Origin of the sequence: Haloferula rosea (assembly GCF_016595525.1) — a bacterium.
Taxonomy (GTDB): Bacteria; Verrucomicrobiota; Verrucomicrobiia; order Verrucomicrobiales; family Akkermansiaceae; genus Haloferula; species Haloferula rosea.
Genome location: NZ_JAENII010000006.1, coordinates 53003 through 66981 on the forward strand (window position 1 = coordinate 53003; position 13979 = coordinate 66981).

Annotated in this window: 8 protein-coding genes; 3 read left to right on the forward strand and 5 right to left on the reverse strand. The window is 59.6% G+C overall.

Annotated features, from left to right (window positions below; all coding sequences use genetic code 11):
• Positions 1 to 18 precede the first annotated feature (18 nt).
• Genes JIN81_RS09410 through JIN81_RS09420 form a run of 3 tightly spaced genes read left to right on the forward strand, consistent with a single transcriptional unit; the run spans position 19 to position 7375 of the window.
• Positions 19 to 4974 carry a DUF1800 family protein gene (locus tag JIN81_RS09410; RefSeq protein ID WP_200278689.1) on the forward strand — a complete coding sequence of 1652 codons (4956 nt, stop codon included), beginning with the start codon at positions 19 to 21 and terminating at the stop codon, positions 4972 to 4974.
• Positions 4975 to 5021: 47 nt separating this feature from the next.
• On the forward strand, positions 5022 to 6701 hold the full coding sequence (locus JIN81_RS09415) for a DUF1501 domain-containing protein (RefSeq protein ID WP_200278690.1): 1680 nt from the start codon (positions 5022 to 5024) through the stop codon (positions 6699 to 6701).
• On the forward strand, positions 6698 to 7375 hold the full coding sequence (locus tag JIN81_RS09420) for a hypothetical protein (protein ID WP_200278691.1): 678 nt from the start codon (positions 6698 to 6700) through the stop codon (positions 7373 to 7375). The genes JIN81_RS09415 and JIN81_RS09420 overlap by 4 nt, the downstream gene beginning before the upstream one ends.
• Positions 7376 to 7387: 12 nt before the next feature.
• Here JIN81_RS09420 and priA read toward each other — a convergent pair whose 3' ends face one another.
• The 5 genes from priA to JIN81_RS09445 all read right to left on the reverse strand — a co-directional run bounded on the left by priA (position 7388) and on the right by JIN81_RS09445 (position 13946).
• Positions 7388 to 9613: a replication restart helicase PriA gene (gene priA, locus JIN81_RS09425; protein ID WP_200278692.1), complete on the reverse strand. Its 2226-nt coding sequence runs from the start codon at positions 9611 to 9613 to the stop codon at positions 7388 to 7390.
• Between the two features lie 79 nt (positions 9614 to 9692).
• Positions 9693 to 9929 carry a DUF3634 family protein gene (locus tag JIN81_RS09430; protein ID WP_200278693.1) on the reverse strand — a complete coding sequence of 79 codons (237 nt, stop codon included), beginning with the start codon at positions 9927 to 9929 and terminating at the stop codon, positions 9693 to 9695.
• 3 nt (positions 9930 to 9932) lie between these two features.
• The gene (gene dxs / locus JIN81_RS09435; RefSeq protein WP_200278694.1) at positions 9933 to 11825 is read right to left on the reverse strand and encodes a 1-deoxy-D-xylulose-5-phosphate synthase; all 1893 of its coding nucleotides are present in this window, start codon (positions 11823 to 11825) and stop codon (positions 9933 to 9935) included.
• Positions 11806 to 12111 (reverse strand): exodeoxyribonuclease VII small subunit, encoded by a 306-nt coding sequence (xseB, locus tag JIN81_RS09440; protein WP_200278695.1) that lies wholly within the window; start codon positions 12109 to 12111, stop codon positions 11806 to 11808. The genes dxs and xseB overlap by 20 nt, the downstream gene beginning before the upstream one ends.
• Positions 12111 to 13946 (reverse strand): glycosyltransferase family 39 protein, encoded by a 1836-nt coding sequence (locus JIN81_RS09445; protein ID WP_200278696.1) that lies wholly within the window; start codon positions 13944 to 13946, stop codon positions 12111 to 12113. Before JIN81_RS09445 ends, xseB begins: the two co-directional genes overlap by 1 nt.
• Positions 13947 to 13979 lie beyond the last annotated feature (33 nt).

Here is a 13979-nt window from a genome sequence, read left to right on the forward strand (position 1 = left end):
CTTAAAAAAACCAGAATCATGATCGACCGTTGGGGAGCGAGCTTTGGATGCATTTTGTTGCCGTGTGCCTTGTGGCTAGGAGCTGGATCAGCTCGCCTGCATGCGATCGTCCCTGCGGATCTCGATACTGACTCCGACGCACTTGCGGACACTTGGGAGTTCAAACATTTCGGTGGTCTTGGCCACATGGAGGGAGGACCCTTGGATGATCCGGATGGAGATGGTTGCAACAACCTCGCCGAGTCCGAGGCCAATACCGACCCGAATGACCCGGGTGACTGTTTTGAAGTGGTGGACTTCCAATTTGAACCCGACGAGGCGGTGTTCAGCTGGAGCTCCTCGTTTGCAAAGAAGTATGAGCTTCAGATTTCGAATGATCTGGCCACCTGGAACGACATCGAATCGGTGGCCACGCAGGCCATGGCATTTCGAGGCACCGGGGGGGTGCTGACGGTCGATTTCTCTGAGCCTGCCGCGCCGAAAGTCACTGGAGCGGTCACGCGCCATTTGTGGAACGGGCTCACCTCCATCCCGGCAGACCTTGATGGGCACTTTGCGGCATTGGTCAGCGGTGACCCGGACGGTGATGGGACGCAATGGCAACCGGCGCTGGGCTCTGCCGAGGAAGATGGAGATGGATACTCGGCGTGCGTCAGCGGGTATCTGACGCCCTCTGAGTCGGGGTCTTTCTCCTTTTCGCTCTCCAGCCGGGGCCCGTCAGTGTTCCGCCTCTATGCGGATGAGACCCAGAACGAGGTGATCGCCGAGTGTGTGGTGGAGGTCAACGACCTCACCCAGGCGGGGGCTCTCGAGGACCCGGGCCAATCGGTGTCGGGTGTGACATTGGTTGCGGGCACGCGCTATCGCTTGGAAGCCCTGCACGTGCATGACACCGGGATGGATCACTTCGGGGTGTCCTGGTCGGGGCCCGGTCTGACCGGAACGGTTCCGGTAGCGGGGGCGGTCCTTTCCCCGATCGAGTCCATGACGAGCCACAATGCTGCGGCGCTGCTTACCGGCGCTGATCTCGCATTTGGTAGGGTCAGGGCCCATGGCCCGCTCAGCGGCGAGGATTTTGATGCAGACGGTGACGGGATTGATGACGCCACGGAGTCGGACAAGGCGCTGGAAGCATTCGGCTTCGACCCGTTCGACAGCAATGGAACGGGGTCGGGAGACGATGGAGCCAGGCTGGTTGAGCTCCTTGCCTTCGATCCCCTCAGTGACAAGGAAGAGGTCACTGCGATGGCGGTTGATGCCGAGGCAATTGAACTACTAGACCCACCGTTGCTTCAGGGGGATATCGTGGATCTTGGTGCGCTTGGCCCGATGTCAGGGGCCTCAACGGACAAGATCCGTTTCCGAATCAGCCGCAGCGCCGGTCTCCATCCTGTGACAGTCGCCTACGATCTGGCGGGAGCGACGGTGGGCGATGGCACGGAAGCCAGCGCCGTTGCGGGGTCGGACTTCACTGCTGTCGAGCTTCCCTCGGGCCAGATGGCCGACGGTACGATCACCATTCCCGCGGGCACGGGCAGCGTCGATATCGAGGTGACGGTGCTGAAGGATCCCATCCACGAATACCCCGAGACCGTCAGCTGTACGATTCTCGGGGGGTCGCCGGACTATGACCCGGCACCTGCATCTGCGCTGGCAAAGGCTCAGATCATCGACATGCCGCCCCACGTGAACATTCTCTTCGTGGGTGCGTATGAGGAGGATTTCAATGCGGTGGCGGGATCGACCGCAGCGAATGGATCGGTCAGCGGTTATCTCAAAGGCGACAAGCGGACCTTCATTCTGAGGAATGACAACTTTGGTAATCTGTCGTCGGCCCAGGTTGACACCCACTTTCACAAGGAAATCGATGCGAATACCGGTTCGCCGCCGATTCACGACATCGTGGAGAGCTCCGGCAATGCACTTCTCGGACACTACCTCACCTACGATTGGGATTTGACCGAGACTCAGACCGTGACCCCGATCCCCGGTCCGGGCAGCCCATCCCGACAGACGATCATCGACTCCTTGTTCAATCAGAATGGCCAGACGCGGATCTACATCAACCTGCACACTGACAACAACGCGGCGGGAGAGGTGATGGCCTTCCTCGAGCCGGCGACGGGATCGATCGATCCTCCGGAGCCGCCCGCTGATCCGCCAGCCTTGGCGAAGCTGGAGGGAGCTGCACTGGAGCGTGAGATCGTCAGATTCCTCAATCAGGCGACCTTTGGCGTCGCATGGGAGGATGTGGAGGCAATCCGGGATGCGATCGTCGACGAGCGGACGACGGGTGGAAACCCGGAGTACCATCGGACCGAGGAGTTCGCGAAGTGGATCGAGGATCAGTGCAAGATGCAGCAGACCTACATCCTCGACTACAACCTCGCGGCGGATTTCATGGAGTTCAACCTCCGGGGTTTGTGGGACCCGAACGAGTGGAATGACTGGACGGAGGGAAGCCCTGACGGGCACAACGAGGGTGATCCGGAAGTGGCTGGCGACGGGGATCCGGATGTGGAATCGCTCCCGACTTCGTGGCCCTACATCGACCGGTCGCTGACGAGCGGCCCTGCACCGGGAATGCCGGACTCCCATCCCCACTTCTGGGCGAACCAGTGGTACCCCGTGGGTCGTTTCCCGACGGATACCGATTGGATCGGATGGATGGACGATAATCCGGAACGTGTGAAGCGAAACCTCGGCAACAACGGCCCGAGGGAGCGCAACCGGCGCCGTGCTCATTGGATGATGATGATCAATGCCAAGGACCAACTGCGGCACAAGTGGGGCTTCGCAATCCAACAGATCATGGTGGTCTCCGACAATCTGGGCTCGATCAATGATCGGGCCTACGCGGCCTCGAACTATCAGGACATGCTCAACTACTATGGATTGCCGAGTGACCGCAACAAGGACGGTTCCCTCGGTCTCGATGAGCAGGTTTACTTCCGCGATATTCTCGGATGGGTCAACTGGAGTCCGGTGATGGGGACGTGGCTCTCAAGCATCAAGAATCGTGCGGCCTACGATTCAGATGGCGACGGTGTCATTGATGTCTATCCGGATGAGAACCTTGCCCGCGAGAACATGCAGCTCTTCAGCATCGGCTTGTTCAACCTCTGGGAGGATGGCAGTCTTCAACTGAAGGCGGGGGACGACCCGAATACTCCACCGGGTGCCTCGTCGACCTACACCAATGACGATATCCAGGAGTTCGCGCGGGTCCTCACCGGGCAGAGTTTCAGTCGTCGGACCCTCAACAACCGCAGCGCGACAATCGGCTGGGATTTCCGGGGGTATCGCGAGGGTTCTCATGGATGGGGTATCGAAATTTCCGGTCCCTTCGCGGATGGTGGTGATGTCTTCGACACGATCAACGACCACGGTGACGGCGATCAGCAGGATGGCGACGATGGCATTACCTACAACACCTCCTTCACGTTGGGTAATGGCAATCGCTGGGTCGGCCATGAGTGGAACTACCCGATGCGTATGTTCGGCTACCAGACGATCAGCGGAGTGCGTGTGCCGTATCACGATCTGGGAGTGAAGACGATTGTCGGTGGCCGTGTCATCGACAACACGGGTCTTCTGGTTGAAGAAGGCGATTCCTACACCGAGGCCAGCATGATTGCCATGGGGGTGGCCGATATCGAGGCTGCCATGGATTGGCTGGGCGGCAAGGTCGACGGAAGCACGACCTCCGATTTCTCAGGCAGCGCCGGTGATCCGGATGCAAGCCATGGATCGACCCCGGCCTTCATTTCCCGCCGCCTCATCCAGCGGATGGTGACGAGCAATCCTTCGTCGGCTTACCTCTACCGCGTCTCGAAGGCATTCAAGGAGAGCGAGGGCAACATGCTGGAAGTGTGCAAGGCGGTGCTGCTTGATCCTGAAGCGCGTGACCCGGAGTTGGCGGAAGGAAGGGATCTGAATGCGGATGGGGATTTTGTTGATCCCGGCGAGCAGGCTCCGAGTGACACCTTCGGAATGAAGAAATCCCCCATGGAGGCATTCATTCAGATCCTTCGCACCTTTGAGGCTCATTCGCTCCTTCCGTTGACGGAGGATCCGACGAAGCCACCATTCTCGTTGCCGCCTTACAATGGGAACTGGCCGGTTGTGGATGGAGACTACGACCCGGGCATCTACCCGACATCCCCCTTCACGGACCTCCACGAAGTCCCCTACATCGCTGAGTATGGCTACCCGGCGGCACAGGCGGAGAACTTCCGCTTCAATTGCCTCTATCAGATCAAGGACACCTCGGACGATCTATCGATGTCCCCATTTTCCCAGGAGACGGTTTTCAACTTCTACCTGCCAGATTTCACCACGGGAGTCGTGCAGGCGGCGGCGTTGGTTGCACCTGAGCTTCAGCTGGCCACGGAAGCCCAGGTCGTTCAGCACCACAATTACATCAGGGACTACGTATGGGATTGGGACAGCAGTCGCGATGATCGGGATGACGGCGAGGATGTGGATGAGCTGGGAGGTAGTAGCCGGAATCAGCGTGAGGCCTTTGGTCTGACGGTGCCGGCGAATGATGATCAGGGCACCGATGTCGATCATCACGACCGGATTCGCATCGACTTTGAACGCTGGGCCGAGCTCTTCTACGCCGACGGTTTGGTGGATGTGGACGGACGCACAGCGAACTCTTTGGAAGCTGAGGCCATGGTCGATGAGATCGATCGCCGGATGACCGGAGGGCTGCTGAAGCTGAAGTATCCCTACGATGAGTCGGATGACGAGGATCCGTTCAAGGACGGTATTACCGACCGTGCTCCCAATGCAGGTGATGGAGATCTTGAGAATGATCAGAATGACGGACGGAACCCGCGTGAGTGGATCATTCATGCAGTCGCCGACAGTTATGGCGACGGCGATACCGAGGCCGAGCGGCGGGATAAATTCCGGCTCGCACTTTACCTGATCTCCCAATCCCCTGAATTCCTGGTCAAGAAGTAAGCTGTTGATCGCACTTGCCGAGTTTCGAGTTTCAACCCAGCCATCGTATGAGAAAGAAGATTCAGTCGTTCAATATCCACAGCCCTACGGTGATGGGTCGCCGGCAGTTCATGATCCGGACCGGCGGCGCAGGCCTGGGACTCAGTGGACTTGCCTCAACCATCGCGAACATGACGATGATGGGAGAGGCCACCGCAGCGCCCGGAGGTGCAGGCATGTCCGACTACAAGGCGCTGATCTGCCTGTTCCTCAATGGGGGCTGCGATTCGAACAACCTGCTGATTCCGATCAATGATCACCCCGGACGCGCGAACTACGACGTGGATCGGCAGTTTGTAGCGGTGCCTGAGGCCGATATCAGCGCGGCAGGTACGGTTCTGAACGTCAAGGAGGTCAACGGCGACACCTACACGACGAACGTGTATGGCTTGCATCCGGAGTGCCAGTTCATGGCAAATCGGTTCAATGCGGGCCAATTGGCGATGATTGCCAACTGCGGAACTCTGGCCGTGCCGATCGCGCCCGGAGTTTCCCAGGACGAATACAAGAGTCTGACGAAACCGATCCAGTTGTTCTCTCACTCTGATCAGGTGAACGAGTGGTTCTCGTCGATTCCGCAGAATCCCTTCATCTCGGGATGGGCGGGCCGCATTGCCAACCTGTTTGAAAATGCACCGTATCCCGGGCAGGGAATCAATCAGGACGGGGTGAGTTCGATGCTGATGAGTGCAGCGGGGAATTCCGACCTGCTTGTGTCTCCCGGTGGTGGTGTGCCCCAGTATGCGGTGTCAACTTCGGGAGCGGTGTCGCTGGAGAGCTATGGGACGAATTACAGCTCCGCTCTGAGTGGAGGAGTCTACAGGACCAATGATACGGGACGACGCCTGAATGCGATCGAAGGGATCACGAATTTCGAACACGATCATGTGATCGAGCAGGGTCACAATGATGTGATGAAGAGTGCTCGTGACAACGAGGGGACCATCGGGGCTGCGACGGCGGAAGCGGATGCGATTGCGACGCCCGTTGGTGTCAATGCCCCGACGGGTCGCCATCTGGATGATATCTTCCTGAACGTCTACAATGACCGTGTTGGCACCAGTTTTGGTTCCACAAGCAGCCTGCCGAAGGATATCCGTGAGCTCCTCATGATCTGCAAGATGATTGCGGGTCGCAATTGTCTTGGGAACAACCGCCAGATCTTCTTCTTCAACAAGGGAGGCTTCGACAACCACTCGAACATCAATGACAATCTTCCGGGTTTGCTTCGGGATGTGGACATCATGGTGGAGGCATTCATGCAGTCGATGCAGGCGATCGCTGATGTGCAGGCTGACTTCGACGTGAACATGGCAACCTTGTTCGAGGGGTCGGATTTCAACCGGACCTGGACACCGAATAGTTCTGGCACGGACCATGCGTGGGGCACGCATGTATTCTGCTGCGGAGGCGCGGTGGAGGAGGCGGTTGCGCCGGGCGGGTCACCATCGAACCTGAAGATTCATGGGTATTTCCCCGAGCTCGCGGTCAATGGAGCGAACGATGTGCCGGGCAACAACAACCGGGGGCGCTGGGTGCCGCAGATCTCAACCGACCAGTACTACGGTCGACTTGCGAAGTGGTTTGGTGTTTCCAGTTCCGACCTGACGACGATCTTCCCGAACCTGAACCATGGTTTCGATGATCCACTCACCTTGGAGGAACTTGACTTTCTTTCGCTGACTTGAAGCGGAGACTGGTCATCGGAGTCGCGGTGGTTGGGGGTTTGATCGCAGTGGCACTGCGGAAATCGCCTGAGGCTGAATGGGTCGAATCACGCTCGATGGAACCGGAGAGGGTTGAGGCTCCTGCTATCGTTTCCACCAAGGTTTCAGGTTCGGATTCGGGAGTGGCACAGGGTCATCTTTCGGACACGGTGGTAGGTCGGATGCCCTATGATACGGGGATACGGAATGATCCCCGGGTGCAGTCGAGGGAGGACGGGAAGCGGGTGTTTGTGGAAGCTGTCGGGATTGCGAACGAGATGAATGATCCCGAGGGCGGTCCGGAGTTCGCGATGGAGAGGTTGGGAGAAGTCTTGTCGTTCTATCGAATGGTCTTCGACGAGAATCCGGTGGCTTCCGACAATCCATCGGTCATGGCTTCATTGATGGGGGACAATCCTCGTGGGTTGGTCTTTTTCCCGGAGAATCATCCGGCCTTGAATGCGGATGGCGAGCTGGTCGATCCATGGGGTGGGCCCTACTTCTTCCATGCTCTTTCGGGCAAGCAGATGGAAATCGTCTCGACCGGGCCGGATCGGATGCTTGGAAGCAATGATGATCTGATCCACACGCAAAGGGATGAGCAGGACTTCTTCAAAGGAATGACCGAGCCTGCCCCTGAACCGGAGGAGGAGTGAGCGTTTGCGGATTCAGGTGAAGCTGAGTGCGTCCATATCGAAAACGACGGTGACGTCCTCGGGCAGTGAGGTTTTGTCGAGTGCCTTCTGGACGTGGAGGGTCAGGGCGCGGGCAGAAGGTGCCCGGAGCATCAGTTGGAAGCGGAACTGACCATGGGCTTTGACGAGCGGGCTGGGCAGGGGTTCGCCCAACTCAAGGCCGGGAGGTGGTTCTTCAGAGAGTCGTCGATGCAAGGTTTGAAGGGTGAACTCGGCGCGGCGTTCGTGGCTGGAGCGACTTGTGAGGACGGCACAGCGACTGAAGGGCGGGAAGTGGAACTGCCTGCGCATTTCGAGTTCCTGCTCGGCAAAGCCATCGAAGTCGTGGTGGCGGGCATACTGGATGCTGGGGGAGTGGGGGGTGAAGGTCTGCACGATCACTTCGCCTTCGAGGTCTCCACGCCCCGCGCGCCCGGCGACCTGGGTGAGTAGTTGGAATACCCGCTCGCCTGCACGGAAGTCCGGGACGTGGAGGCCGATGTCGGCATTGAGGATGCCAACCAGGGTGACATTGGGGAAGTGAAGCCCCTTGGCGATCATCTGGGTGCCGATCAGCAGGTCGATCTTCTTGGCGCGAAAGGCATTGAGCATGTCGCGCAGGGCATGCTTCTTGCGTAGGGCATCGGCGTCGATCCGTGCGACCCGTGCCGAGGGGAAGACCTTGCGAAAGACATCCTCAACTTTCTGAGTGCCGAATCCCTGAAGGATGATGGAGCGGTCCGAGCACTCCGGGCATCGCTTGGGGACGATGGCCTGATGGCCGCAGATGTGGCAGACGAGTCGGTCGTCGGTGCGGTGATAGGTCAGCGCGAGTGCGCAGTGAGGGCAGGTGCAGACGTGTCCACAGGCGGGGCATTGGAGGGAACGTGCGAATCCGCGGCGGTTCAGGAAGAGAATGCTTTGCTCGCCCCGTTCGAGGCGTTGATCGATCGCGTTTCGCAGTCGATCGGAGAGGAAGGTGTCCCGACCCTTTTGTTTCTTCGACTCGAGCTTCATGTCGACCACCCGGATCAGCGGCAAGCCTTGGCCATCGGCGCGTTCGTTGAGTCGAAGCAACCGGTACTTTCCATCCTGAGTGTTCTGGAACGACTCGAGCGATGGCGTGGCGGATCCGAGGACCACGGTGGCTTTCTCAAAGTGCCCGCGTAGCACGGCGACGTCGCGCCCGTGGTACCTCGGCACTTGATCCTGCTTGTAGGAATTCTCGTGTTCCTCATCGACGATGATGAGCCCGAGATCGGGAAGCGGGGCGAAGACGGCGGAGCGGGCACCGATGACGATGCGTGCCTGGCCTTTTCGAATGCGGTGCCACTCATCGAAGCGTTCCCCTTGGGAGAGGTTCGAGTGGAGGACGGCGACCTGCTCCTGCACGTGGGCGAACCGTGCGCGGAAGCGACGAACCGTCTGGGGCGTGAGTGAGATTTCGGGAACCAGGATGAGGACCGTCTTCCCGAGGTCCAGTGACATTCGTGCGGCCTGAAGGTAGACCTCGGTCTTTCCCGAACCCGTGACTCCCAGGAGCAAGTGGGTGCGGATGCTTGCCTCGGGGTCCTTGATCGTTCCGACGATTGCATCCAGTGCCGACTGTTGTTCGGCATTCAGGGTGAGTTCCGAGTCGGGGAGGATTTCGTCCGTTCCGTCGGCTTCAGGGTCCCGCCTGACATCTTCGGTGACAATGGTGACCAGACCTTTGCCCTCCAGTGCCTTGACGGCGGATGAAGCGCCTTCGCCGAGATCGGTGAGGGCGAGCTTGTGGTCCGGGGAATGAGTGAGGAGACTGACGATGGCGAATTGCTTGGGAGCTCTCCGTTCGAGGGTGGCGAGGGTCTCGTCATCGGGTGGTGAGCTGAGGATGGCGGACTTGCGCTTTTTCGCGGAGTTCTGCTCGGTGCGGACGGATTCAGGAAGCAGGACGCGGATCACGCTCTCGATACTGCACCCGTAGTATTTGGCGATCCAATGGGCGAGCTCGAGGAGCTTCGGGGTGATCAGGGGTTCGGGGTCGGAGAGCGAATGAAGCGGGCGCAGCTTGAATTTCAGTCCGCTGGCGTCACTGACGGCAAGGACGGTTCCTGTGGCATCCCGGTTCCTCAAAGGTACCCGGACGCGGCATCCCGCCACCACGGGCAGTCCGTCGGGAATCGAATAGTCGAAGACGAGCTCGGAAGGCCCGTCGATGAGGACGCGCGCAGCGTTCATCGGGGAGATTGAACCGCCAACCTTCGATGGAGGCGAAGGTTTTTGTCAGAAAGCGCGCATTCCCGGGAGGTGGGATGCTTCAGGTCGATGCCACGAGGTTGCGGATCCTCTGATGCTGGTGTTTTGGGATACTCGACGAGAATCCGAACCTGCCATTGCCCTGCATCCAGAGGTGACCTTTTGAGATGCCCTCATCGACAAGAAGGTCGCTGATTTCCCGGAGCGTTGAAGAAGGCAAGCGCCCCTTGCGGCAGGTGAGTTTACGGTCGTGGAGCTCGATGACGAGGGGGCAGGTCAGCTTGAGCCACCAGATCATCCGTCACCCGATGTGATTCATGACTTTTTCCACGGCGGCCTCGGCGGTGAGACCGTGGAGTTCGCGGAGTCCATCGATCTTTCCGTGCTCGACGAACTCGTCGGGCCAGCCGATGCGCTCGACCGGAGTTTCGATGGCGGAGTCATTGAGGTGTTCGATGACGCCACATCCGAATCCATTCATCAGGACATGGTCCTCGAAGGTGCAGACCACTTTCGCGGCGCGTGCAACCTTCTCGAGAAGGTCGGCATCGAGTGGCTTGATGAAACGCGGGTTGACCAGTGCGACGGACAGGCCCTTTTCCTCAAGCATCGCCTTGGTTCGCACGGCCATTTCGAACATGGTTCCGAGTCCGATCAGGGCGACATCCGAGCCTTCGGAAATGAGCTCGCCTTTGCCAAGTTCGATATCGGCGCAGGGGCCGTCCACCGGGGTGCCTGCAATGGGCCCGCGCGGATAGCGGATGGCGGTAGGACCGTCATCGTAAGCGGCCATCCATTTCAGCATGGAAACAAATTCCGCCTCATCCTTTGGAGCCATGTGGATGATTCCTGGAACGGGTCGGAGGAATCCGATGTCGAACAGGCCGTGGTGGGTCGGTCCGTCGTCTCCGGATAGGCCACCGCGGTCCATGCAGAGGCGCACGGGCAGTTCCTGCAGGGCGATGTCATGAATGATCATGTCATAGGCCCGTTGCATGAAGGTCGAGTAGATTGCGAGGAAGGGGCGGATGCCCTGGGTGGCGAGACCACTGGCGAACAGAGCTGCGTGTTCTTCGGCGATTCCGACGTCGAAGTAGCGCTCGGGGAGTTCCTTCTTGAAGATGTCGAGTTTGGTGCCGCCCGGCATGGCGCCGGTGATGGCGACGATCTTCTCGTCCTCCTTGGCGAGATCGGTGATGGTGCGTCCGAAGATTTCGGATGCGGTCGGGGTCGCCGAGGTGTCTGTCGATCCGTCCTCGATCTTGTATTGACCGAGTCCGTGGAACTTGCCCGGGTTCTCGAGGGCGGGTTGGTAGCCGCGGCCCTTCTCGGTGATGATGTGGAGTACGACCGGCTCATCGAGATTCTTGAGATACTCGAAGGTCTTGATCAGCAGTGGAAGATCGTGGCCATCGATCGGACCGAAGTAACGAATGCCGAATTTTTCGAAGAGGACGTTCGGGAAAAGCAGGTTCTTGGCGCTTTGCTCGACCTTATGGGCGAGATTCCGGGTCGCCTTGCCGGCGATGCGCTCGACGAATTCGGCGGCGGTATTCCGAACCGACGAGTAGGTGGAGTGGGTCTGCAGCGCGTTGAAGTAGCGGGCGATGGCTCCGACGTTCTTGTCGATCGACCACTCGTTGTCGTTGAGGACGACGATGAACTTCTTGGTTGTTTCGGCGATGTTGTTGAGTGCCTCCAGGGTGGGGCCACAGGTGAAGGCCGCATCGCCAGCGAGTGCGACGACATGCGAGTCGTCCTTGTTCAGGTCCCTCGCTGCGGCCATGCCGAGGGCGGCGGAGAGGGCGGTGCCGGCGTGGCCTGCGCCGTAGGCGTCGTGTTCCGACTCCGAGCGCAGGAGGAAGCCATTGAGGCCCTTGTAGGTCCGAATGGTATCGATCTTGTCGGCGCGTCCGGTGAGCATCTTGTGGACGTAGCCTTGGTGGGCGACGTCGAATACGAACTGGTCCTTGGGGGTGGAGAAGATCCGGTGGAGAGCCACGGTGAGTTCAACCACGCCGAGGTTCGGTCCCAAGTGGCCGCCGGTCTTCGAAAGGTTGGTGATCAGGGCATGGCGGATTTCCTCCGTCAGCGCCGGGAGGTCCTCCTCGGGGATCGCCTTGACGTCATCGGGGCATTTGATGCCGGAGAGAAGGGGCCCGAGATGGGGAGGATTAGAAGAGGCGGATGTCATCGTCGTCGGAGGGGTCCGTGTGGTCGGACTCGTTCTTGGTCAAGGTGTTTTCAGTGCTCTTTCCCGTCTCCGGTTTGGCAGCGATCGTCTTCAGGCGTTTTTTTGCGGTATCGAGCACCGTTTGGCATCTGCTCAGGAGGCGGGTGCCCTTTTCGAAGCGGGACACGAGTTCTTCAAGAGGAAGTTCCTCCTCTTCCATCGCGGATACGATGTCCTCGAGTTCGGTGAGTGCCTCTTCGAAACTGGGTTCGGCCTCTTCGGGCGGGCTTGCTTTCTTGCGGGGCATCAATCGCGGAGGCTGGAGTCTTTGAGCTGGTTCTCGCTGTAGTAGATCATTTCCTGCCCGAGCAGCGGATTGCGGTAGGGGAAGCGGCGGTAGATCGAGGCGATGGTCGGCGCCTTGTCGTAGATGCTGAAACCCGGGCGGCTGGTGGTGGGGCCGGTGATGGAGGCCACGCGACCGTCGAGGACCAATGCGGCGAAATCGCCGTAGGTGCTTTGCACGACCTGGGCCGTGCCGGCGTCGCGTGATTCCGGGGTGATGAGGATTCCGGAGAAGCGGGTGCCCAAGTCGCTTGCCTTGGTGTCGAGCTTGGTGAAATCGTCCATGCTTCGAGGGAGCCACATGCTGTGGGTGTCGGCATACCACGCGACTGCCCATGGTTGGTCGGAAATGACGATTTCGGGCTGGAGTGGATCATTTTCCACCCAGTTGGGGAGACCGAGATTCAGCACGATGGGGTAGTAGGGTGGCCATTGCGGCCAGCCGCCCTTGTCCGAAACCATGAGGTAGTCCTTCACGTCTTTCGGCAGCGTCAGGAGCATGGGTGCGGCGGAGAGCGCGACGATCACGTAGTAGTGGGCATTGCGCAGGACGGGCAGCGAGGTGACGACGTCGAGCCGGCTCCAGAGGATGGAAAGGAAGGCCAGGCCGTAGGCGGCCATGATGGGAGCGAAGAGCAGGTGAATCTGATTCGGGTGGAGGCTTTCCTTACTGTCGATCCCGAAGATGGCCATGCCGAGGGCGGCGAAGAGCCACATCAGGGCAATGAGCCAGCGGAAGCTTGCGATCGGCTTGCGCTTGAAGGGGTGGAGCAGGGCCACGAAGAAGATCGGCGCGGCCAGAATGCCTCCGAGGAATGGGATCAGGCTGGTTGCCTGAACAAGTGTGGTACCGAGGATCTTCAGCAGGAGGCCGTCCAACACCAAGGGAGTGGAGCTGAGGTCGAGCGTCCGCATGATGGTCGACTCGGAACCGCTTGCGAGGCCGTTGTAGAAGACGAATCGGGCAAGGCCGAAGGGTTGGCCGGTGATGTCGGCCATCCGGTAAATCGGGAACACGACGGCGATGGCGAGAATGGCCAGCGACGACAGCGCGATGATGCCACGGGGGCGGAAGGCGAAGGCCGCGAAGATGAGGAAGCCGAAGAAGATCCAGGCGGTGATCCAGTGGGTGAGGACCATGAGGGAGAAGAACGCGGCTGCAATCAGCGGCTGGGCCATGGCACTGCGGCCTTCCTCCTGATCTTCGATCGTCCGGTAGGTGAAGTACAGGCCGCAGCTGAAGAGAAGGAGCAGCAGCATCTGGGGCAGGCCACTTTGGGAGAACGACCAGAACAGGTCACAAAGCAGCATCATGACTGCGGTGACCCCGGCGATCTTGGCGTCGAATATTCGGCTCACCAGCAGGTAGGTGACGCCCATGGCCATGAGGAAAAAGAGCGTCGAAACGAGTGCGACGACCCGATCCAGCTCGTAGATGAGCTCCTTCTTGCCCATCTCGAAGGCGTCGGGCTTATCGGCGCCGACCAGCTTGAACACAGCACCCAGCACCATGGGATTCAGCGGCGAATGGTAGGTGTCCCTCAGGCCGACCAGAGGAACGGTGGTTTCCTGATGGGTTTCCGCGAGGTGGTGCTCCAGCGGTTTGATCACTTTGGTGGTGAGCCCTTCTCCGCGTGAGACCTGGCGGGCGAGCTGGGCCTGTTCCATGGCCTGAGGGGTGCCGAGACCACGGAAGAGGACCATGAGGTGGATCCAGGTGAGTGCCAGCAGTACGACGAAAAACAGGGCCCGACGGATGAGGATGGTGCCGTCGAAGGTTTGATTGGGGTTGCTCATGGGATGGCTTTTCTGGGGGCGCTGCGGGAAAAG